Raw genomic sequence first — 22288 nt, 5'->3', positions numbered from 1 at the left:
TGCACCCTTGCAGCCACGAAGGCGCAAGGGTGCGGGAAGAATCAGTCGTTCACGTGGCCGTGGGCCAGTTCTTCGTCACGAACCACCGGCGGCAACTCGAAGGTGTGATACGGCGCCGGCGACGGCACGGTCCACTCCAGCCCCTTGGCACCTTCCCACACGCGGTCGGTGGCCTTCTTCTTCGAGAAGAACACGCAATGGATCAGCACGCCGATGAAGATCAACTGCGAGGCGCCGAACAGGAAACCGCCGATCGAGCTGATCATGTTGAAGTTGGCGAACGCCACGTTGTAGTCGGGGATGCGGCGCGGCATGCCGGCCAGGCCCAGGAAGTGCTGCGGGAAGAACAGCACGTTCACCCAGATCACGCTGTTCCAGAAATGCACCTTGCCCCAGAACTCGCTGTACATGTTGCCGGTCCACTTCGGCATCCAGTAATACGCCGCGGCGATGATCGCGAACAGCGCACCGGTCACCAGCACGTAGTGGAAGTGCGCCACGATGAAGTAGGTGTCGTGATATTGGAAGTCGGCCGGCACCAGCGCCATCATCAGGCCGGAGAAGCCGCCGATGGTGAACAGGATGATGAAGGCGATCGAGAACAGCATCGGCGTCTCGAACGTCATCGAACCGCCCCACATGGTGGCGACCCAGTTGAACACCTTCACACCGGTCGGCACCGAGATCAGCATGGTGGCGTACATGAAGAAGATTTCGGCGCCCAGCGGCAGGCCCACCGCGAACATGTGGTGCGCCCACACGATGAACGACAGGAACGCGATGCAGGCGATCGCGAACACCATCGCCTTGTAGCCGAAGATGGGCTTGCGGGCGAAGGTCGGCACGATTTCCGAGATGATCCCGAACGCGGGCAGGATCATGATGTAGACCTCGGGGTGGCCGAAGAACCAGAAAATGTGTTGATACAGGACGGGGTCGCCGCCGCCGCCCGGGTTGAAGAAGTTGGTGCCGAAGTACTTGTCGGTGAGCAGCATCGTCACCGCGCCGGCCAGTGCCGGCATCACGGCGATCAGCAGGAACGCGGTGATCAGCCAGCTCCACACGAACACCGGCATCTTCATCAGGTCCATGCCGGGCGCGCGCATGTTGAGGATGGTGGCGATGATGTTGATCGCGCCCATGATCGAGCTGATGCCCATCAGGTGGATCGCGAACACCACGTACGCCAGCGAGTTGCTCTGCAGCGACAGCGGCGGGTACATCGTCCAGCCACCGGCCGGGCCACCGCCGGGCAGGAACAGGGTGGACAGCATCAGGATGAAGGCGAACGGCAGGATCCAGAACGACAGGTTGTTCATGCGCGGCAGCGCCATGTCCGGCGCGCCGACCATCAACGGGATCATCCAGTTACCCAGGCCCACGAAGGCCGGCATGATCGCGCCGAAGATCATCACCAGCGCATGCATGGTGGTCAGCTCGTTGAAGAAGTACGGCTGCATCAGCTGCAAGCCGGGCTTGAACAACTCGGCACGGATGCCCATGGCGAACGAGCCGCCGATGAAGAACATCGTCAGCGCGAAAACCAGATACAGCGTGCCGATGTCCTTGTGGTTGGTGGACATGCACCAGCGCTGGAAGAAACTTTTCGGCGCGCCGTGGTGATCGTCGTGCTGATCATGGGTGGCTGCGTAGGACATGGCCGTGCACCTCTAACCTGAAATATTGAATGCGACTGCGTGAAACTGCGGAGGGCGAAAAGAGTGCGGAGCGATCAGCCCTGCCCGCCAGCGGGTACCGGTGCGGGTGCGGCCACTTGCGCGGTCTGCGGCGCCGCTGCCGGCGCGCCGGAAGCAGCTTCCTGCGCGGCCAGCCAGGTGGCGAAATCCGCCTTGGACTTGACCACCACCACGATCGGCATGAAGCCATGATCCTGGCCGCACAGTTCGGCGCACTGGCCGCGGTACGTGCCCGGCGTGGTGAAGTTGGCCCATGCCGAGTTGACGATGCCGGGGATCGCGTCGATCTTCCAGCCGGTTGCCGGGACCCACCATGAGTGGATCACGTCGCCGCTGGTGATCACGAAACGGATCTTGGTGTCGACCGGAACCACCAGCGGCTTGTCGACATTCAGCAGGTAGGTGTTTTCGTCACCGACCTTGACCGCGTACGGGTCCATGCCCGAATCGAGCTGGCGGGTGTCGTCGCTCTGCTGGTCCAGCTTGGACATGAAGCCGACCTTGGCGACCGGCTTGCCCATGTAATCGACGTAGTCGTAGCGCCATTTCCACTGGTAGCCAGTGACCTTGACCGTCATCTGCGAGCCGGTGGTGTCCGCCCACGAGGTGACGCCGGTGGTGGCAAGCCAGGCCAGCGTGATCAGGATCAGCACCGGAATCGTGGTCCAGACCACTTCGACCATGGTGTTGTGCGACCACTTCTCGGCCACGGCGCCGCGTGATTTGCGGAAGCGGAACATCGCGACGAACATCGCGCCGAACACCAGCAGGCCGATCACCGTGCAAACGGCCAGCGAGATGTTGTTCAAGTGATATGGCACCGGGGACCAGGTGCTCGCGCCGCGAGTCAGGTTCAACTGCCAGGAGTGCGGATTGGCCTGGGCGGCGCCACCGAACAGCGCGAGCGCGCCAATGGTCAGTGTGGTGAATGCCCGCCTGATGCCGTGATGCCTGATGCTGCCAGATGTCATGTCTTGCACCTTTGTTGTACCTACTTGCGCGGCTGGCCGTGAATGGCGGACAGCAACACCATGAGTTTCTTCGACAGCTCGGCACGCTCCTGTTCGGCCAGGAACGCACCAATTTCCAACGCGTTTCCGTGCGATGCCAGCAAAAGCCGATGGCGTCCTTCGCCCGGCTCCAGCACCACGCGCACCCAGTACGACTGGAATCGCGTGCAACGCCGCCCAGGCAGCGATTGCACCTCCAGCGACGATTCGTCGAGGGTGATGCGTTCGCCGCGATCGCCAGCACGCCAGGCCACGCTCAGCGCGCAGGCCACGGCGACCGACTCGATCACGGCAAACAGCGGGGCAAACACATTCCCCTGCCACACGCCAAGCCCCGCCGACATCAACGCCAGAACCACCAGAGCCACGATGAGCCGTACCAGCCCCCTCCGGCTCAGCATGCGATTGGGCCGAAGCCACATCGTCACGCACGGCAGCCCGGCGGCGGTTGGTCGAAGCACGATCATGAACATCCGGCGCGCCTGGAACGACGGAATGATAGGCCGCGGCGAGGCAGTGGGCAAGAATGTCGCACCCTGCTGACCTGGATCAGCCCGAAAGACGCGCCGTCGCGCAACGCCAATAGCGCCCGGCGTCGCCCGTCAGGCGCATGCATGACAGCACGCCATACCCCCCTTTTGGCAGGGGTCCGGGCGGTCATGCCGCGGCGTACAATCCGGCGATTCCCGCCCCTCCCCGGCGGATTCCCCAGCATACCTGCGGTCCTTCCGTGAACTACCCTCCCCCTGCATCACCCATCCTCAGCCCCGAATTGCCGGAGGCTGTCGAACCCGCCCGCGCCCGCATCACCGCCGCCTGGCTGCGCGACGAAACCGAAGCGGTGAACGACCTGCTGGCGCAGGCCACGTTGCCGCCAGTCGAACGCGAACAGGTGATCGACGTCGCCGCCGGCCTGGTCACGCGCGTGCGTGCGCGATCGAATGACCAGAGCGCGATCGAATCCTTCATGCGCCAGTACGACCTCTCCTCCGAGGAAGGCGTGCTGCTGATGTGCGTGGCCGAGGCATTGCTGCGCATTCCCGACAAGGGCACCGCCGACAAGCTGATCCGCGACAAGCTGGGCGACGCCGACTGGAAAAAGCACCTGGGCCAGAGCGAGTCGCTGTTCGTCAACGCCTCCACCTGGGGACTGATGTTGACCGGCCGGCTGGTGAACCTCAGCGAGGACACCCGCCACGACTTCGCCGGATCGCTGCGCCGGTTGGTGGGCCGCGCGGGCGAGCCGGCGATCCGCCTGGCGGTGCGCCAGGCGATGCGCATCATGGGCCATCAGTTCGTGATGGGCCGCACCATCGGCGAAGCGCTGGACCGTTGCGCGAAGAAGGAAAACGCGCGTTATCGCTATTCGTACGACATGCTCGGCGAATCGGCGATCACCGCCGAAACCGCCGAGCGCTACCAGGAGGACTACCGCCGCGCCATCGCCGCCATCGGCGCACGTGGCCCGTTCGCCAACCACACCGACGCGCCGTCGATCTCGGTGAAGCTGTCGGCGCTGTACCCGCGCTACGAAGTGGCCAAGCGCGAGCTGGCCCGTCGCGCGCTCGGCGAAAAACTGCTGGAGCTGTCGCAGCTGGCGATGAAGCACGGCATCGCGTTGTCGGTCGATGCCGAGGAGGCCGATCGACTGGAGCTGTCGCTGGACATCATCGGCGACGTCTTCGCCCACCCGTCGCTGGAAGGCTGGAACGGCCTGGGCATCGTGGTGCAGGCCTACGCCAAGCGCACCCCGTTCGTGATCGACTGGCTGATCGAAACCGCGCGCGCTGCCAACCGCCGCTGGTACGTGCGCCTGGTGAAGGGCGCCTACTGGGATGCCGAAATTAAGCGCGCGCAGGAAACCGGCCTGGCCGGCTACCCCGTCTACACGCGCAAGCCGAACACCGACGTGTCCTACCTGGCCTGCGCGCGTCGCCTGTTCGATGGCGGCAGCGAGCTGATCTATCCGCAGTTCGCCACCCACAACGCGCACACCATCGCCGCCGTGCATCACATCGCCCAGGGTCGCGCGTTCGAATACCAGCGCCTGCACGGCATGGGCACCGACCTGTACGCCGAGGTGATCGGGCCGGACAACTTGAACGTGCCCTGCCGCGTATACGCGCCGGTGGGCACGCACGAAGACCTGCTCCCCTACCTGGTACGCCGCCTGCTGGAAAACGGCGCCAACACCAGTTTCGTCAACCGCGTGGTGGACGAGAGCGTCCCAGTGCGCGACCTGGTGGCCGACCCGTGCGAGACGGTGCGCGCGTTCGCCTCGATCCCGCATCCGCGCATTCCCCTGCCGGTGAACCTCTACGCCGAGAGCACGGCGCTTGCGCAGAATCCCAACGCTGTCTCCAGGAAGAATTCCATGGGCGTCAACTTTTCCAACGACAACGAATTGAAGGCGATGGCCGAGGCGGTCAACGCGCACGCCGGTCCGTGGACCGCCACGCCGCTGGTGCCCGGCGCCGCCGCCGGCAATGTGACCGTGCCGGTGACCAACCCCGCCGACCGCCGCCAGAGCCTGGGCAGCTACCTCAGCGCCGATGCCGCCACCGTCGACAAGGCGCTGAACAACGCGCTGGCCGCGCAACTGGGCTGGGACCGCCTGCCCGCCGCCAGCCGTGCCGCGATCCTCGAGCACGCCGCCGATCTGCTGGAAGCGCGCCGTGGCGAATTCATCGCGCTGTGCGTGCGTGAGGCGGGCAAGAACCTGCCCGACGCGATCGCCGAAATCCGCGAAGCGGCCGATTTCCTGCGCTACTACGCCGCCATGGCGCGGCGCCTGTTTGGCCAGCCGGAGCAACTGCCCGGCCCCACCGGCGAAAGCAACCAGTTGTTCCTCAACGGCCGCGGCGTGTTCGTCTGCATCAGCCCGTGGAATTTCCCGCTGGCGATTTTCCTGGGCCAGGTCAGCGCGGCACTGGCCGCGGGCAACGCGGTGATCGCCAAGCCCGCCGAGCAGACCAGTCTGATCGGCTACCTGGCGGTGAAGCTGCTGCACGAAGCGGGCGTGCCCGCCGAAGTGCTGCAGTTCGTGCCGGGCGATGGCGCCGTGGTGGGCGTGGCGCTGACGAAGGACCCGCGCGTGTCCGGCGTGGCCTTCACCGGCTCCACCGACACCGCGTGGGCGATCAACCGCGCGCTGGCCGCGCGCAACGCGCCGATCGCCGCCCTGATCGCCGAAACCGGCGGCCAGAACGCGATGATCGCCGACTCCTCCGCCCTGCCCGAGCAGATCGTGAAGGACGTGATGGCGTCCTCGTTCCAGTCCGCCGGCCAGCGCTGCTCGGCCGCCCGCGTGCTGTTCGTGCAGGACGACATCGCCGACAAGGTCGTGGCGATGCTGGCCGGCGCGATGGCCGAGCTGGAGGTGGGCGACCCCGGCCTGCTGTCCACCGACCTGGGCCCGGTGATCGACGAGGACGCGTTGAAGATCCTGGTCGACCATGCCGCGCGGATGGATCGCGAAGCAAAGAAGATCGCCGAGGTGACGCTCGATCCCGCACGCACGGAGCACGGCAGCTTCTTCGCGCCGCGCGCCTACGAAATCGCATCGCTCGATGTCCTGCAGCGTGAAATCTTCGGCCCGGTGCTGCACGTGATCCGCTGGAAGGCCAACGACCTGGCCGGCGTGGTGGCACAGATCAACGCCGCCGGTTACGGCCTCACCCTGGGCATCCACAGCCGCATCAACGATACCGTCGACTACCTGGCCACGCACACCCGCGTGGGCAACTGCTACGTCAACCGCAACCAGATCGGCGCGGTGGTGGGCGTGCAGCCGTTCGGTGGCGAGAACCTCTCCGGCACCGGCCCCAAGGCCGGCGGCCCGCATTACCTGCTGCGTTTCGCCACCGAGCGCACGCTGACCATCAACACCACCGCCGCCGGCGGCAATGCCTCGCTGCTGACCATCGGCGAGTAAACAGGCGCGTGTCGCGTTGCCAACTGGCACGCGACACGTCGGCTCGGCCTCAATCCGGCAACGGTTCCAACGTCAGCGGCTCGCGTTCCACCGGGAATGTCGCCCACAGCTCGGCCATGCGCTGGCCGCTGATCGGATGGCGGAAATCCGGTGCGATATCGGCGATCGGCCGCAGCACGAACGCGTGCTTCAACTCCTTGCGCGGCAGTTGCAGGTGGCCCGGACCGTCGATCACCAGCGCGTCGTAGAACACGATGTCCAGATCCAGCGTGCGATCCGAATAACGCGGGCCGTCGCGGCGACGGCCGTGGCGATCCTCCAGCGCGTGCAGCCAGTCGTTCAGCGCGGCCGGCGACAGCGGCGTATCCAGCCCCACCGCCAGGTTCACGAAATCCGCGCCATCGAAACCCACCGAGCGGCTGCGATACGCCGGCGACACCGTGATCGGGCCGAACGCCTGCCGCAATTCCGCCAACGCGGCGGGCAGGTAGCGCTGCGGCTCGATATTGGAGCCCAGGCTCAGATAGACACGTGCCATCAAGCGGGCCGCTCGCCGCGTTCGATCCGCACGCCCACCGCATGCGCGCCGCGCACCGCGCCCGGCTTGGACAATTTCAGCCGCACCCAGCTCACGCCGAATTCCTCGCGAATGATCGCCGCGCAACGCTCGGCCAGCGTCTCCACCAGGCCGAAACTGGACTCGCCCACGTAGGCGCTGAGGCGCTTGGCGATGTCCTTGTAGTTGAGCGTCTTCTCGATATCGTCGTCGGCAGCGGGCACGGTGTTGTCGAACGCCATCTCCACATCCAGCGACAGGGTCTGGCGCACGCGGCGCTCCCAGTCGTAGATGCCGATGACGGTATCGACGCGCAGGTCTTCGATGAAAACGATATCCATGGCGGTGACCACTGATGACGGTAGCCGCACAGGGTCGGTCAGTGCGCGGGCGGATGCAAGCGTGGCGATGCATGCTCTTCGACTCCGCTGCGCTCAGGGCCATCGGCGTGTAGCGCTGCAATCCAACCACCGTTCTCCCTGAGCGTAGCGCAGCGGAGTCGAAGGGCCGCCAGCCGCACACCCAACGAGCGCGCGGCATAGATGCGATCATGCACACATGACTTCCTTCAGCACGCTCCCGCTCAAACCCGCCCTGCTCGCCAGCGTGGAAACCCTCGGCTACACCGAAATGACCCCGGTACAGGCGCAAAGCCTGCCGCCGATGCTCGACGGCCGCGACGTAATCGCGCAGGCGCAGACCGGCAGCGGCAAGACCGCCGCGTTCGGGCTGAGCCTGCTGCAGGCGATCGACGTGGATACGATCCGGCTGCAGGCGCTGGTGCTGTGCCCCACCCGCGAGCTGGCCGACCAGGTCAGCAAGGCGATCCGCAAGCTGGCCGCCAACATCCCCAACGTGAAACTGCTGACCCTGTGCGGCGGCATGCCGCTGGGCCCGCAACTGGCCTCGCTCGCACACGACCCGCACATCGTGGTGGGTACGCCCGGCCGCGTGCAGGAGCACCTGAAACGGCAGAGCCTGCACGGCGGCGGCATCAAGGTGCTGGTGCTGGACGAAGCCGACCGCATGCTGGACATGGGCTTCACCGAGGCCATCGACGACATCATCGGGCGCATCGCCAAACATCATCAGACCTTGCTGTTCTCGGCCACCTACCCTGATGAAATCCGCGCCGTGAGCCAGCGCGTGCAGAACGATCCGGTGGAAGTGACGGTGGAAGCGCCGGCCGATGAAAAGCCGGCCATCGAGCAGCGTTTCCACGAAGTGGAGCCGGCGCAGAAGATCGACGCGCTGACCCAATTGCTGGGTGGCGCGCACGCCGAGCAGGCGCTGGTGTTCTGCAACATGCGCCGCGAGGTGGACGCGGTGGCGCAGGAGCTTGATCGCCGTGGCTTCTCCGCGCTGGCCCTGCACGGCGACATGGAGCAGCGCGATCGTGATGAAGTGCTGGTGCGTTTCGCCAACCACAGCTGCGCGGTGCTGGTCGCCACCGACGTGGCGGCGCGCGGGCTGGACATCGCCGCGCTGCCGCTGGTGGTCAGCTACGACATCGCCCACGACCCGGAAACCCACACCCACCGCATCGGCCGCACCGGCCGCGCCGGCCAGGCCGGCCTGGCGATCACGCTGTGCTCGTCGCGCGAGCGACCGAAAGCCGCCAACATCGAAGAACTCAGCGGCGCGCCGCTGCCGTGGCGTCCGCTGAAAGTCGCGCCGTCGCGCGGCAAGACCCTGCACCTGGCACCGATGAAAACCCTGGTGATCGACGCCGGCCGACAGGACAAACTGCGCCCCGGCGACATCCTCGGCGCGCTCACCGGCGAGGCGGGATTGGCGGCGAAGGACATCGGCAAGATCGACGTGTTTGCCACCCGCGCCTACGTGGCGATCACCCGCGCGCTGGCGAACAAGGCTCTGGAACGGCTGCGCGCGGGGAGGATCAAAGGGCGGAATTTCCGGGTAAGGCCGCTGGGGTGATGAGAGCCTCGAACGAAGGCCTGTCCTTCGCTTCCCGACAACAGAGAAGCCCGAAGGGACCTTAATCTCCTCTCCCCATTGGGGAGAGGACACAGGAGAGGGGGCGGTGCTTGCGGAGAGGTCGGGCGGAGCTTTTCGGCGTCGTGGGTGGCTTCGTTGAAGCTTCCCGCGGCGTGTCCCCCTCTCCCCGGCCCTCTCCCCGAGGGGAGAGGGTATTACGGCTTTTTTGGGGGCTGAGGTGCGGCGGTTACGGTTTTGATTTGCTGCGCGCCTGTTCCTGCAACCACTGCGCGGCGCCGCGGCCGGCGATCAGGCCACTGGCGAAGCAGGCGGTCAGCAGGTAGCCGCCGGTGGGGGCTTCCCAGTCCAGCATTTCGCCGGCGCAGAATACGCCGGGGCGGGTGCGCAGCATTAGTGCATCGTGCAGCGATTCCAGTCGCACGCCGCCGGCAGTGCTGATGGTTTCGGCCAATGGGCGCGGTGCGCATAGCTGCAGCGGCAGCGCTTTCAACTGCGCGGCCAGCGCGACGGGGTCGGCCAGGGTGAGCTTGTCGGTCAGCTCGAATACCAATGCCGCCTTGGCGCCATCGAGCCCCGCCCGCCGTCGCAGCCAGTCGCCGATGCTGTGTTTGCCGCGCGGTGCCGCCAGCCGTTCGGCCAGCACGCTCTGGCTGTAGCCGGGGACCAGATCCAGCATGAGCTGCGCTTCGCCGCGCGTGGCCAGTTGCTCGCGCAGTTCGGCGCCGATGGCATAGATGAGACTGCCCTCGATGCCGTACTCGCTGATCACGCACTCGCCCTGGCGCGCGTGCGTCTGCCCGGCGCGATCGCGCCAGTGCGCCACCACCGGTTTCAATGGCGCGCCGGCGAAACGCTGGATCAGGTATTCGCTCCAGCGCACCTCGAAACCGCCGTTGGCCGGTTGCAGCGGCGCCACTTCGGCGCCGAGTTGTTCCAGCGCGCCGACCCAGGCGCCGTCGGAACCCAGCCGTGGCCAACTGGCGCCCCCCAACGCCAGCAGCACGGCATCGGCTTGTCGTTCCTGTTCTCCCGCGGGTGTGGCGAAGCGCAGTGCGCCGGAGGCGTTCCAGCCCAGCCAGCGATGGTGCATGTGAAAGCCCACGCCCGATTCGCGCAGGCGCCGCAGCCACGCGCGCAGCAGCGGGGCGGCCTTCATGTCGCGCGGGAATACCCGACCGGAACTGCCGACGAAGGTTTCCACGCCCAGCCCGCGCGCCCACTCACGCAGCGCGTCGGCATCGAACGCCGCCAGCCATGACGCCACGGCGTGCTGGCGTTCGCCATAGCGCTGCACGAAAGCGGCCAGTGGCTCGCCGTGGGTGAGGTTGAGGCCACCCTTGCCGGCGAGCAGGAATTTGCGCCCGACCGAACCCATCGCGTCGTACACGTCGACTGCCACGCCCGCCGCGACGGCGGCCTCCGCCGCCATCAATCCGGCGGGGCCGCCGCCGATGATGGTCAGGTGCGGTGAATGGTTTTCTTGCGTCATGCGTCCATGGTCGCACGAGCGCCCGCGATGGCATCCGTGCCATCAACATCAGCGTTGCTTGGGCGCAACGGCGCCCGCGGGATCAATGACCGGCGGTGGATGCCGGTGCCGGCTCGCTGCCCTTGGCGCTGTCGTCATTCATCGGCATGGCCGGGCTGGCCGGGCTGTCGCTGGTCGGGCTCGAAGCGCTGACGGCGCCGCGCGTGTAGACGATCTGCTGGTCACCCTGGCAATGCCCCACCACCTTGCCCGACGCTGCCTCCTGCCCCGCCGGCACGACGGCCAGCGTGTAGTCGGCCACGCCGTTGGCCTTGATCTTGGCGTCGATATCCGCCTTCACCGTGTCGCAGGACGCGTGGGCAAGCAGCGGCATCATCGCCAGCGCCAGTACTCCCAATCCGATACGCATGTTCATGGCGACCTCTCCTGGGTGGAATCTCGCCATCAGACGACAGCCGCGATGAACGCCGCGTCTAGGAACGTTGCATGACCTGGCCACGCCTGCGCATCACGGTGCAGGCGGATGCACCGTTCCGCCGGACTGGAATCGCGCCGGCTCCGGCGCATGCAGGCTGAAACCTTGCGCGTGGCCGACGCCCATCGCAGTGAGCACGCGCAGCGTTTCCTCGTCGGCCACCCACTCGGCCACCACTTCCAGCCCCAGCCGCTGGCCGATGTCGGCGACCGCACGCACGATGGCGTGGCTGACCGGGTCGGTGAGCATGTCGCGAATGAAGCTGCCATCGATCTTGATGATGTCGATCGGCAGGTTCTTCAGATACGCGAACGACGACATGCCGACGCCGAAATCGTCCAGCGCGGTCTTGCAGCCGACCTGGCGCAGTTGCTCCATGAAACGGGCCACGCGCGACAGGTTGCGCACCGCCACGGTTTCGGTGATCTCGAAACACACCCGTGACGGCGCCACCCCGTGTTTCTTCAGCAAGGCGATGATCAGGTCGGCCAGCGCGTCGTCCTCGACGCTGGCGCCGGACAGGTTGATCGTCGCCAGCCGCAGGTCGGCCCCAGCCGGGTGCAGCTGGTCGAAATGCGCCAGCGCGGTCTCGACCACCCAGCGATCGAGCATCGGCATCAGGCTGTAGCGCTCGGCCGCGGGCATGAACACGCCCGGCAGCACCAGCGCGCCGGAATCGTCACGGAAGCGCAGCAGCAACTCCACCCGGGGGCCCGAGCCGGGCCGCGGCGACAGCGGTATCAGTTCCTGGTAGACCAGCACCAGACGCTTTTCATCGATGGCCCAGCGCAGGCGATTGGCCCACTCCATCTCGCCGCGGCGGCGCGCGGCCTCGTCATCGCGTTCGGAATAGAAATGCACACGGTTGCGGCCCAGCTCCTTGGCCATGTAGCAGGCGGTGTCGGCGCGGGCCAGCAGGTCCTTCATGGTCATGCCCGGCTGGTCGATCATCACCACGCCGATGCTGGCGCTGACCGTGTAGCTGCGCTGTTCCCACACGAAAATCCATTCATCGATGCAGTGGCGCACCCGCTCGGCCACCGCCTCGGCGGCCTGTCGATCGGGTATGTCCAGCGCCAGCACGCCGAACTCGTCGCCGCCCAGCCGCGCCAGTACATCGCTACCGGACAGCTGCTTGTGCATGGTGGCGGCCAGTTGCGCCAGCAGGTGGTCGCCGGCGATGTGGCCGGAGGTGTCGTTGATCAGCTTGAACTGGTCCAGGTCGATGTACAGCAGCACCGCCATCGGCGCACCGGTTTCGGTGGCGTTGAGGATGCTTTGCAGGCGGCTCTCGAATTCGCGCCGGTTGTACAGTTCGGTCAGCGCGTCGTGGCTGGCCTGGAAGCTCAGCATCTCGTTCAACTGCCGCTGCTCGGTGACGTCGATCGCCACCATCAGCAACTTGTCGGCGCCGTCCAGAACCACCTTGGAGATGGCCACGTCGGCCCAGAACCGGTAACCCTGCTCATCGCACAGCTGGGCGCTGAGGCGGTGGAAATCGCGTTGGTCCGGTTGCCCCATGTCGGGATACAGACGCGGGTCCTCGAACAGGTCCGACAGCCGCCGCTCACCCACGTTCTCGCCAAGCCGCTCGCGGGACGCGCGGTTGGCATAGGTGATGGCGCCGTCATGCCCGTCGGCCAGCAGGACCAGCGCCGGCAGCAGATCGTTCAGCGCGCGAAAGCGCTCTTCGCTCTCGCGGTAACGACTGGTCATGTGCCACGCCAGGGCGATCGCCCGCTGGCGGGTGCTGGCGATGGTGAACACCAGCATCGCCAGCAGGATGCTGGCCAGCACGCCGACAGGCAGCGCCGAGTCGCCCAGGTCGAAGCCGGCCCGGGCGGTCGCGCGCGGTTGCAGGTCCAGGCGCCACACCCGCCCGCCATAGGCAAGCCGGCGGTGGAAATCCTTGTCGTCATCGACCTTCGCCGTCGCGGCCGAGTCGAACAGCAGTTGCTGCCCGGCATCGGTGACGTCGGTGATGCGCACGCGGAACATCTGCGTGACGTCTTGCGAAATCGCATTGCCGATCAGGCCGCTGACCCGAAACGACACCGCCAGCGACCCGGCCTCGCGCCGACGCCGCTCCTCCACCGACGCCGGTGGCGACCCGGGGTTGAAGATCGGCATGCGCAGGGTGATGCCGTCGTTGCGCGGCAACGCACCCGTCTGCTGCGCCAGCCGGAACGGGGCCGACAAGGTGGGCAGGTCGGTATCACGCGAGGCGATCACGCCTTGCAGGTTGTTCGGCTGCGCGTTGACGTCCAGCCCGGCCAGGGCGGCATTGCCCGACAGCGGTTGCACCCAGGTAGTGACGTAGTGGACGCCATCCGCCTTTATCTCTTTTCGCGCATAGGCAAGCGCCTGCAGCGAAGGGAAGCGGCGGCGTGGCTGCAGGTTGGCGTAGATATTGGCGAACTCCTGCTCGCTTACCTCGTCGGAGGAAAGGAACAGGCTCTGCACCGCGCGCAGCAGGCTTTCCGCCGCATGCAACTGCGTTATCAATGCGACCGAGCTCTTGTCGACCAGGGCGCTGCGGGTGAGCTCCAGCGCGGCTTGCTCCCGCTGGATCTGCTGGTAACGCAGCAGCATCGTCAGTGCCAGGCCCAGCAACAACGCCAGCAGGCTCCACCCGTAAGCGGAGGATCGCCGAGGCCCCGGCGCGGGCATACCCCGATCCGGGCCGAAGACTGCGGTGTCCGGCACTGCTGGAGCAGTGGAGCGTTTGGTTGTACGCAAGACGTCCCCCATGGATAGCCATGGCGTGATCGATGGTACAGATAACCACGCAGCGCGAACACCGCAGTTGACCGGCCACGCAGCCCGGTGAAGGTCGCCAGAATTCCTCGACGATCGTCAGCGCGGGCGAGGTTTGGCGCGATGGGTCGGTGGCGCCGTCCATGGATCGTCCGGCCACGGGTGGCGCGGATAGCGACCTTTCAGTTCGCGCCGGACCTCGGGATAGGTGCGCTGCCAGAAACCGTGCAGGTCCTGGGTCACCTGGATCGGCCGGCCGGCCGGCGACAGCAGATGCAGCGTGACTGGAATGCGTCCGCCACCGATGCGCGGCGTGTCGGCCAGGCCGAACAGTTCCTGCAGTTTCACCGCCAGCACCGGTGGTTCGCCGGGCACATAGTCGAGCCGCCGCTGCTGGCCACTGGGCACGGTGAGGCTTTCGGGCGCGTGCTGGTCCAGCGCCTGACGCTGCGCATGATCGAGCATCGCCGACAGCGCCTGCGACAGCGTGTCGGCGCGCAACGCATCGAGCCGGTGCACGCCGTCCAGATACGGCGCCAGCCATTGTTCCAGCGTGGCCAGCAACGCGGTGTCGGCAACGTCGGGCAGACCCAGCGCCGGCATCCACGCGCGCAATGCCTGCATGCGGGCGCGCAAGCGGCGCGCCGATTCACTCCACGGCAGCAGGTCAAGCCCACCGCTGCGCACGGCGGCGAGCAAGGCCGGCAACGCATCGCGCGCGTCCACCAGCACGCTGCGGCGCTCCAGCACGATGGCGCCGAAGCGGCGTTCCTCGAACGCCTCCACTGCACCGCGCTCGTCGTTCCAGCGCTGCGTGCGCTGGCGGGTGAATTGTTCCGGGTAATCGCGCTCCAGCACGTCCGGATCCAGCGGTGCGGCGGCCAGGATCAGGCTGTCGCGCGCCTCGTGGCGCAGATCCAGCGCCACCAGCCATGGTTCGCCATGCAGGGCGGTGTTCTCATGCAATCGTGCACCACGGCCGTTGGCCAGCGTGTAGCGCAGCGGATCGCTGCCGCTGCGATGCGCCACCCGATCGGGAAACGCGTGCAGAAGGAGGTCGCCGACGGCATGGCTTCCCGGCGTACCGCTGGCGGACGTATGGACGTCCAGACGTCTGCGCCAGCCCTTGCTGGCCTGCTCGATCGCGGCCAGCGCGCCGGCATCCACCGCGCCCCGCGCCAGCGCGCCGCGCCGGTCGCGCCAGGCATGCAGGGCGGTGACCCGGTCGCGGAAATCATCGCTGCGCGACTGCTCGCCGCGCAGCGGCGAGCGCGCCTCCATCAGCGCCAGCAGGTCGGCGATCAGCGGACGCAGCGTGGCCGGCGCGCGCAAGGCAGCGGCGCCCAGCCGCGGCGTGGCACCCAGTTCCAGCAGGTCGCGGCCCAGCGCGGTGATGCGGTGGTCGTTGTCCACCGCCGCCAGGGCGCGCAGCAGTTCGCGCGCCTGCGCCAATGCACCGGGCGGCGGCGGGTCCAGCCACGGCAGTGCGGCGCTGCCCCATGCGGCCAGTTCCAGCGCCAGGCCGGACAGGTCGGCCTGCGCGATCTCCGGCGTGCGCGCGGTTTCCAGCCGCCTGCTCTGCGGCCACAGCCGGTACGCCGTACCCGCGGCCACGCGGCCGGCACGGCCCGCGCGCTGGTCGGCGGAGGCCTGCGAGATGTTCACCGTTTCCAGGCGGCTGAAGCCGGAGTTCGGATCGAAACGCGGCTCGCGCGCCAGCCCGCTGTCGATCACTGCGCGGATGCCCGGCAGCGTGATGCTGGACTCGGCCACGTTGGTGGCCAGCACCACGCGGCGCGTCCCCGGCTCCGCATCGCTCAAGGCCGCCTGCTGTTCGGCCAGCGAAAGCTCGCCATGCAGCGGCACGATCTCCAGCGCGGGGCAGTCATCGGCCAGTGCAGCCAGCAAGGCCTGCGTCCGCGCGATCTCGCGCCGGCCGGGCAGGAAGGCGAGCACGTCGCCGGCGTTCTCCTGCAGCGCCAGCCGCGTCACCCGGGCCAGCTGCTGCTCCACGCTCTCCTGCGCGCGCGCGGGTGGATGCACGATGTGCACGGGAAAACTGCGGCCGGGGCTGGTGATGCGCGGCGCATCCAGCCACTGCGCGATGCGCTCGCCATCCAGCGTGGCCGACATCAACAGCAGCCGCAGGTCGGGCCGCAAGGTGGCCTGGATATCCAGCGCCAGCGCCGCGCCCAGGTCGCCGGCCAGATGCCGCTCGTGGAATTCGTCGAACACGATCGCACCGATGCCGGCCAACTCCGGGTCGCGCTGGATCAGCCGGGTGAGCACGCCCTCGGTGATCACCTCGATCCGCGTGGCGGGACCGACCTTCGCCTCGAAACGGATGCGATAGCCCACCGTCTGCCCCACCGCCTCGCCCAACTGCTGCGCCATGTATTGCGCCGCCGCGCGCGCCGCGATGCGGCGCGGCTCCAGCATCAGTATTTTTCCACCCGCCAACCACGGCTGGTCGAGCAACGCCAGCGGCACCTGCGTCGTCTTGCCCGCGCCGGGCGGCGCCTCCAGCACCAGCCGCGGATGATCGGCGAGCGAGGCGCGGATGCCGGGCAGCAGCGGAGTGATGGGAAAGACGGTCATTCAGCGAATGATAGCGGCGGGGTGTGGCTTCCCCACGCCCCGCCTCAACGCCGAAAGAAACCGTAATCCCCTCTCCCCTTGGGGAGAGGGCTGGGGAGAGGGGACACGCCGCGGGGAAGCCCCAACGAAGTTGCCCACGACGCCGAGAGCCCCGTCACCAACTTCCCCGCGAGCACCGCCCCCTCTCCTCAATCCTCTCCCCGCAGGGGAGAGGAAGCAGAGCAGCTATTTCGCCCGCAACGGCGCCAGCGATTCGAACTTGCGCTGGTACTCATCAGTGACTTGCCGCGCATCATTGCCGCTGGTGATCACGCGGGGCGTAATCAGCACCAGCAGTTCGGTGCGGTCGCGGTGGCGGTTGGTGGTGCCGAACAGGCGGCCGATCAGCGGGATCTTGTTGAGCACGGGGATGCCGGTGTCGGTGGTGCCTTCGTTCTGCTGGATCAGGCCGCCGAGCAGCACGGTCTGGCCGCTCTGCACGGCCACCTGGGTTTCCAGCAGGCGCTTCTGGATGGGGAAGTTGCCGTTGTTGTCCTTGATGCCCGGCGCACTGACTTCCTGGCTGAGCTTCAGGTACACCAGGCCGCCGGGATTGACCCGCGGCACGACTTTCAGGATCACGCCGGTCGGCTTGTACTGCACCTCGCCCAGCGTGCTGATGCCGCTGCCCGCGTTGCCCAGGCCAGGGCTGATGAAGCTCTGGTTGACCGGGATCTCGTTGCCGACCTGGATGTTCGCCTGCTGGTTGTTCATCACCACCAGTGACGGCTCGGACAACACCTTGGTGTTGCCGCTGGTTTCCATCGCGCGCAGCGCCACCTGCAGGTTGCTGTTCATGAACGAATAGAAGAACGGCTCGCCGCCGAAATTCACGCCGCCCTGGCCCAGCGCGATCTGTCGCGGGTTGTTGGCATCCCCCGGCGAAAACGTGATGTTGCCGTTGCTGTCGGTGGTGCTGGTGGCGCCGCGGAGCCCCTCCAGATACCACTGCACGCCGAAGCTGAATTCGCCGGTGAGGCTGACTTCGAGAATGCGGGTTTCGATCTGCACCTGCAGCGGCACGCTGTCGAGTTTCTGGATCGCCGACTCGATCTCGCTCCATTGCGAGGGCCGTGCGCGCACCAGCAACTGGTTGTTGCTGTCGACCGCGCTGATGCGCACGCTGCCGTCGCTGGAGCTGTACGACTTGCTGGGCGCGGCATTGCCGTCGACAGGCTGCGTGGCCGATCCGGTCATGGCGCCGCCGTTGTCGATACCGCTGACCAAGGTGTTGCCGGTGTCGCCATCGGCACTGCCCAGGGTGGCGCTGCTCAGGCCGGGGCCGACCTGGCCGCCGTTGTCGCCAGCGCCGGTGCCGGCGCCGTTGGTGTAGATCTGCGCCAGGTAGCGGGCCAGGTCCGACGCCTTGATGTTGCGCACGTCGTACACGAACAATTGCGGCTCGTTGCCGCCGCCGCGATCGATGCGGGCGATCCAGTCGCCCACTTCGCGCAGGTAGTCGGCCTGGGTGCTGATCACCACCAGCGCGTTGGTGCGCTCGATCGGAATGAAGCGCAGCATGCCCGCCAGCGGCGTGTCGCCCTTGGGACCGAACATGTCGTCCAGCTTGGGCATCAGTTCATCGACGCTGGCGCGCTGCAGGCTGAACACGCCCACCGACATGCCGCGCAGCCAGTCCACGTCGAACGTGCGCACGGTGCGTTGGTAATTGGCCAGCTCCTGCGAGGTGCCGGACATCACCAGCAGGTTGCGCGACGGATCGACCAGCAGGATCGAATCCGGCCGCGCGAACGGTTTGATCAGTTTCTGCATCTCGGTGGCCGAGATGTAGCGCAGCGGAAACAGCCGCGCCTGCAAGCCGCCTTGCGGCGCCGATGCACCGAGGCTGGGCACCAGGTTGCCGCCCAGTGCGTCCTTCGCCGGCAGCACCACGTAACTGCCGCCGCGCAGCACCAGCGCGTTGCCGGTCCACGACAGCAGCGTCTCCAGGATCGGCAACGCCTCGCTGGCATCGACCGGTTCGGCGGTGGAGAACGAGATGTTGCCCTGCACGCCGGGCACGATGGTGTAGTTCTTTTTCAGCAAGTCGCCCAGGATCGCCTTGACCACCGCCTGCACCGGCTGGTTCTCGAAGTTGAAGGTGACGCCATCGGGGCCGGCCGCGGGCGCGCGCGGCGTGGCCAGCCCGCTGGGATGGATGAACTGGCCGCTGCCCTCGCTCAGTTGTGGGCGCATTGCCGATGCCGAATCGGGAGCGACCGTGGTGTTCAGCGGCAACGGCGCCGGCACCGGGTTCCGGGTGCCGGCCACCGCCTCGCGTTGCAACGCATCGTTGTCGCGCGGTTGCGGCAGGCTGGAGCAGCCCACCAGCCATACCGCCAGCGCCAACCCCAGCGCACGTAGCGGATGGGTCTGTCTATGCGTGCGATGCATGCTCAATGCTCTCCTTCGTGGACCGCGGCGGCTTGCGCGGCGCGACGTTTCTGGATGATCTCGCGCAGCGCGCGGATGCGCTGCGTTTGGGTATTGGTTCGAGTGTCGGGAGACGTCTGCGCCGGAGCGCGGATTGCACCCGCAACAGGCTCGCCGGGACGGCCGCCCGGCCCGGCCGCTGGAGCCGGGGTGACCAGCGACGTCGACGGCCAGGACACGCTGCTGCCGGGACCTGGCCCAACAGCCTGACCCGGCGCCGGCAACGGGCCATCGATCGGTGCACCCGCGCGCAGGGACAACTCCACCCGACCGTTGGCGGTGTCGAAAACCGCCGAGCGCGGCTTCACCTCGACCAGGGTGATGTCACCACCGGACACCCGCTCGCCAGCACGCAGCCGCACCTGCCGATTGCCCTGGTGGTCGTACAGCAGCGCCATTTGCATGGTCGGCGTGATGATCACCCCGGTGAGTTCCAGCTCGCCGATGCTGCCGCTGCCTGCCGACGGCGTCACGGGCTTGCGATCGGGATTGAACAGCGGTTGCTGCCAGACCACGGCGAACTGGTTGCGCGGCACCGGAGGCGGCAACGGCGCGGCACGATCCGCCACCGGCGCCACCGACGGCGGGCTGGCGGCCGGCCAGTGCGCGCGGCTGCCAGCGCCGGACAACAGCAGCAGCCACAAACCCGCCAGCACGGCCAGCAACAGCAGCAGGGCCGGGGTCAGCCGGCGCTGGCTGGCGGCATTCATGGCTGCACCTGTGTGGTGGTGCGGGCGGGGCGCAGATAGCCCGATACGGTAAGCTGCACTTCCAGCGGCGCGGTACCGTCCTGCTGCGCTGCCGTCGGATTGCGGTAGATGTTGAGCTCATCGACGAACAGGTACGGCGTGCCCTGCTCCAGCGCGTGCAGCACCGCTGCCAAGGGTTCGATGGCGCAACTCAGGCTGACGCGCGCGGACGCCTTGCGATAAGGCTCGTTGCCTGCCGCCGGTGGATCGGGGATGGGCATTTTCTGGCTGACCACGCAACCCCGGTTGGCAGTCTGTGCAGCCACCACGTCGACCACGCGCTGCATCAAACCTGCCGCCGCGGTGTTGGTATCGCTTTCGGGAAGGAACGCACTGCTGGCCGCCTGGCCCGCGCCCAACGCAGCCAGCCGCTGCTCCAGCCGTGGCTGCTCGGCGATCGCCGCGGCGTAGTGGGCGTGCGTCTGTTGCAGCTCATCCATGCGGGCATCGATCTGCCGCAGCGGCGCCACCCACCACCAGTGCAGCAACAGGAAATAGGCCAGCGCCAGCGCCGCCAGCAGCAACAGCATGGCGGCGATGCGGCGCTCGCGCGGGGTGGGCGAATAACTCATGGCGCGCTGCCGCTGCTGGCCGGCACGGCGCTGCCGGCTTGCGCCTGCGCCTGCCGCAACTGCGCCACCAGGTAGAAACGCTCCTTGCCGGTGAGCGCATCAGGCTGGATCGAGCCCTGGAAACTGGCGTCGGTGATCAGCGGTGAATCCTTCAAGGCATCCAGCAATCGTGCCGCCTGCCGGCTCTGGCCCTGCATGCCGACCTGGCCATCGGTATCGATACTGAGCCGCTCCAGCCAGGCGCTGTCAGGCAGACGTCTGGTCAGGTCGGCAAGCAGCGCCAGCATGGTCGTCGCATGCTGTTTGCGCTGCACCAGGAAACCGGCGGCGCCGGCGTTGTCCTGCAGTTGCTGGCGCAGGGCGAGCACCTGCTGCGCATCGGCGTGCAGGCTTTCCACCTGCGCCTGCATCCGCACCAGCGCCTGCCGACGGTTGTGCAGGTATTGCCACAGCACCAGCGCCAGCAGCGTCACGCAGGCCACCGCCAACGCGCGATTCCAGCGGCGGCGCGGATGGACATGATGCGGCCGGCGCGGGGGCGGCAGCAGGTTGATGCCCAGCCGTCCATTCCCCTCGGGCAGATCCACCGCATCGATGACCACACCGACGGCCGCCAGGGACGCCAGCAACGGATCGAGCCTGTTGCGCGGCGTGGCCAGCAGCTCGGCACGGAAAAGCCCGGCCGCGGCCAGCGTGGCCGACGGCAGTTCGCGCGCGGCGTAATGCACCTGTTCGACGGTGAACGGCGTCTGCCGATCCATCTCGAACGCCATCACCTGCGCCAGCTGGCTGCGCGCGGCCAGCGGCAGCGAAACGGCGCGCCGCAATACCGTGCGCGGATCCAGCAGCAAGGCGAGGCGGCGGTCTTCGCGATCCACACCTTGCAGCGCCGTGCTCACCGCGGCGCGTTGGGCGGGCGCGTCATCGACGGACCAGCGCGCCAGCGGCTGCGCCTCGCCGACGCGGCGCAAAGTCCACTGCCCCTGTTCCTGCTGCAGCAGATGCCACGCCACGCCATCGCCCAGCCAGCCACGCCAGCGCGGCGGCAACAGCGCGCGCAGTTCAGTACCCCACCAGGCGAAAAACGCCGGGCACGGCGAGCTGCGCCAAGCCTGGCGCAGGCGATCGCGCCCCGACCGCAGCGGCGGCAGCAGCGTATTCATTCCTCGTCTCCCTCCTGCCAGCGCAACACCGCGTAAGGTTGCGCGGCGGCGCTCCCCGCCCGCCAGCGAACCGTGGCCCGCAATACCGCTTGCGTGCCATCCGCTAGCGTAGCTTGCGAACGCACGCTGTGGGTGACTCCGCTGCCAACGGTCAGCTCGGGATCAGCGGCATTGCGCTGCCGCGCGGCCAGGATTTCCTGCACGCGCCCGGCGGTCATGCCGGGAATCGCGGCCAGCGCCAGCGACGTGGCCACGTTCGGGTCCGGGCTGGCCTGGCCCGACCACAAGGTGATGTGCGGCGCCAGCGTGCGATACAGCGCCGGCGTCATGCCCAGCACCATCTGCAACTCCTCGACGCTGGCGAAGGGGGCGTGCCGCGGCCGGTAGCGGCGACCCTCCGCCGCATATCCCGCGGCATCGCCGGTCGTGCCATCGAACACGGAAGGGCTGCGCCATTCCACCACCCGCACGGCCAGCGCCTGCGCCGCATCCGGGGCCACGCCCGCGGCCTGGAACAAGCCCTGCAACACCTCGGGCGTGGCGCTGTTCAAATCCACCTTGCCGCTCTCGTCCACGGCATGAATCCGCACCTCGGCGCCGTCGTAAGACATCGTGTACAGACGGCCATCACCGATCCAGCGCTGTTTGGCGCGCGTATCGTGCAACCCGCGCAAGGCGCGCATGAGCCCTGCTTCGGCGGCGTAATGGGCGCGGGTCTGCGCCAGTTGATGGCGCGCCAGCACCGCCTCGGTATGCACCACGGCCGCGTAACCGCCCAGCAGCACGGCCAGCAGCGCGCACGCCCACAACACCAGCAGCAAGGCCACGCCGCGCTGCCGTCGAGGTGATGGACATGC

The 22288-nt window shown here is 67.6% G+C and carries 16 protein-coding genes; 2 read left to right on the top strand and 14 right to left on the bottom strand.

All coding sequences use genetic code 11. The annotated features are described in order from the left end of the window. Positions 1 to 41 precede the first annotated feature (41 nt). From ctaD to ACFPK0_RS01715, 3 genes are all read right to left on the bottom strand, one after another. Positions 42 to 1658 carry a cytochrome c oxidase subunit I gene (gene ctaD / locus ACFPK0_RS01725; RefSeq protein WP_056082757.1) on the bottom strand — a complete coding sequence of 539 codons (1617 nt, stop codon included), beginning with the start codon at positions 1656 to 1658 and terminating at the stop codon, positions 42 to 44. 74 nt (positions 1659 to 1732) lie between these two features. Beyond that, positions 1733 to 2668, bottom strand: a complete 936-nt coding sequence (gene coxB / locus ACFPK0_RS01720) for a cytochrome c oxidase subunit II (RefSeq protein ID WP_056084173.1) — start codon at positions 2666 to 2668, stop codon at positions 1733 to 1735. A gap of 20 nt (positions 2669 to 2688) precedes the next feature. Next, positions 2689 to 3129: a DUF2244 domain-containing protein gene (locus ACFPK0_RS01715; protein ID WP_056084176.1), complete on the bottom strand. Its 441-nt coding sequence runs from the start codon at positions 3127 to 3129 to the stop codon at positions 2689 to 2691. A 335-nt stretch (positions 3130 to 3464) separates the two neighbouring features. Between ACFPK0_RS01715 and putA the strand changes: the two genes are divergently transcribed. After that, the gene (putA, locus tag ACFPK0_RS01710; RefSeq protein WP_377340214.1) at positions 3465 to 6641 is read left to right on the top strand and encodes a bifunctional proline dehydrogenase/L-glutamate gamma-semialdehyde dehydrogenase PutA; all 3177 of its coding nucleotides are present in this window, start codon (positions 3465 to 3467) and stop codon (positions 6639 to 6641) included. A 49-nt stretch (positions 6642 to 6690) separates the two neighbouring features. On the opposite strand, the gene folK is transcribed toward putA, so the two are convergent. Beyond that, a complete protein-coding gene (folK, locus tag ACFPK0_RS01705; RefSeq protein ID WP_377337939.1) occupies positions 6691 to 7179 on the bottom strand; it encodes a 2-amino-4-hydroxy-6-hydroxymethyldihydropteridine diphosphokinase in 489 nt (162 codons plus the stop codon). After that, positions 7179 to 7538 (bottom strand): dihydroneopterin aldolase, encoded by a 360-nt coding sequence (gene folB, locus ACFPK0_RS01700; RefSeq protein WP_056082762.1) that lies wholly within the window; start codon positions 7536 to 7538, stop codon positions 7179 to 7181. Before folB ends, folK begins: the two co-directional genes overlap by 1 nt. Before the next feature lie 217 nt (positions 7539 to 7755). Here folB and dbpA point away from each other — a divergent pair, with 217 nt between their 5' ends. Next, on the top strand, positions 7756 to 9135 hold the full coding sequence (dbpA, locus tag ACFPK0_RS01695; protein ID WP_377337936.1) for an ATP-dependent RNA helicase DbpA: 1380 nt from the start codon (positions 7756 to 7758) through the stop codon (positions 9133 to 9135). 247 nt (positions 9136 to 9382) lie between these two features. Here the strand turns inward: dbpA and ACFPK0_RS01690 are convergent, their stop codons facing one another. The 9 genes from ACFPK0_RS01690 to ACFPK0_RS01650 all read right to left on the bottom strand — a co-directional run bounded on the left by ACFPK0_RS01690 (position 9383) and on the right by ACFPK0_RS01650 (position 22258). Next, positions 9383 to 10645, bottom strand: coding sequence for a TIGR03862 family flavoprotein (locus ACFPK0_RS01690; RefSeq protein WP_377337934.1), 1263 nt, complete (start codon positions 10643 to 10645; stop codon positions 9383 to 9385). Positions 10646 to 10727: 82 nt separating this feature from the next. Continuing rightward, positions 10728 to 11060: a DUF1161 domain-containing protein gene (locus ACFPK0_RS01685; RefSeq protein ID WP_200945369.1), complete on the bottom strand. Its 333-nt coding sequence runs from the start codon at positions 11058 to 11060 to the stop codon at positions 10728 to 10730. A 93-nt stretch (positions 11061 to 11153) separates the two neighbouring features. Continuing rightward, entirely contained in the window at positions 11154 to 13790 is a 2637-nt protein-coding gene (locus ACFPK0_RS01680) for a bifunctional diguanylate cyclase/phosphodiesterase (RefSeq protein WP_377337932.1), read from the bottom strand. Positions 13791 to 13976: 186 nt separating this feature from the next. Continuing rightward, positions 13977 to 16475, bottom strand: coding sequence for an ATP-dependent helicase HrpB (hrpB, locus tag ACFPK0_RS01675; RefSeq protein WP_377337930.1), 2499 nt, complete (start codon positions 16473 to 16475; stop codon positions 13977 to 13979). 225 nt (positions 16476 to 16700) lie between these two features. Beyond that, positions 16701 to 18908, bottom strand: coding sequence for a type II secretion system secretin GspD (gene gspD, locus ACFPK0_RS01670; protein ID WP_377337927.1), 2208 nt, complete (start codon positions 18906 to 18908; stop codon positions 16701 to 16703). A 2-nt stretch (positions 18909 to 18910) separates the two neighbouring features. After that, positions 18911 to 19657 carry a hypothetical protein gene (locus ACFPK0_RS01665; protein WP_377337925.1) on the bottom strand — a complete coding sequence of 249 codons (747 nt, stop codon included), beginning with the start codon at positions 19655 to 19657 and terminating at the stop codon, positions 18911 to 18913. Further along, positions 19654 to 20268 carry a type II secretion system protein GspM gene (gene gspM, locus ACFPK0_RS01660; RefSeq protein ID WP_056082779.1) on the bottom strand — a complete coding sequence of 205 codons (615 nt, stop codon included), beginning with the start codon at positions 20266 to 20268 and terminating at the stop codon, positions 19654 to 19656. The genes ACFPK0_RS01665 and gspM overlap by 4 nt, the downstream gene beginning before the upstream one ends. After that, positions 20265 to 21431, bottom strand: coding sequence for a PilN domain-containing protein (locus tag ACFPK0_RS01655; RefSeq protein ID WP_377337923.1), 1167 nt, complete (start codon positions 21429 to 21431; stop codon positions 20265 to 20267). Before ACFPK0_RS01655 ends, gspM begins: the two co-directional genes overlap by 4 nt. Continuing rightward, complete coding sequence (locus ACFPK0_RS01650) at positions 21428 to 22258, bottom strand: type II secretion system minor pseudopilin (RefSeq protein ID WP_377337921.1); 831 nt, start codon at positions 22256 to 22258, stop codon at positions 21428 to 21430. Before ACFPK0_RS01650 ends, ACFPK0_RS01655 begins: the two co-directional genes overlap by 4 nt. Positions 22259 to 22288 lie beyond the last annotated feature (30 nt).

This window comes from Rhodanobacter ginsenosidimutans (genome assembly GCF_042655685.1).
Classification (GTDB): Bacteria; Pseudomonadota; Gammaproteobacteria; order Xanthomonadales; family Rhodanobacteraceae; genus Rhodanobacter; species Rhodanobacter ginsenosidimutans.
This window is presented reverse-complemented; position numbering and strand designations above follow the sequence as displayed.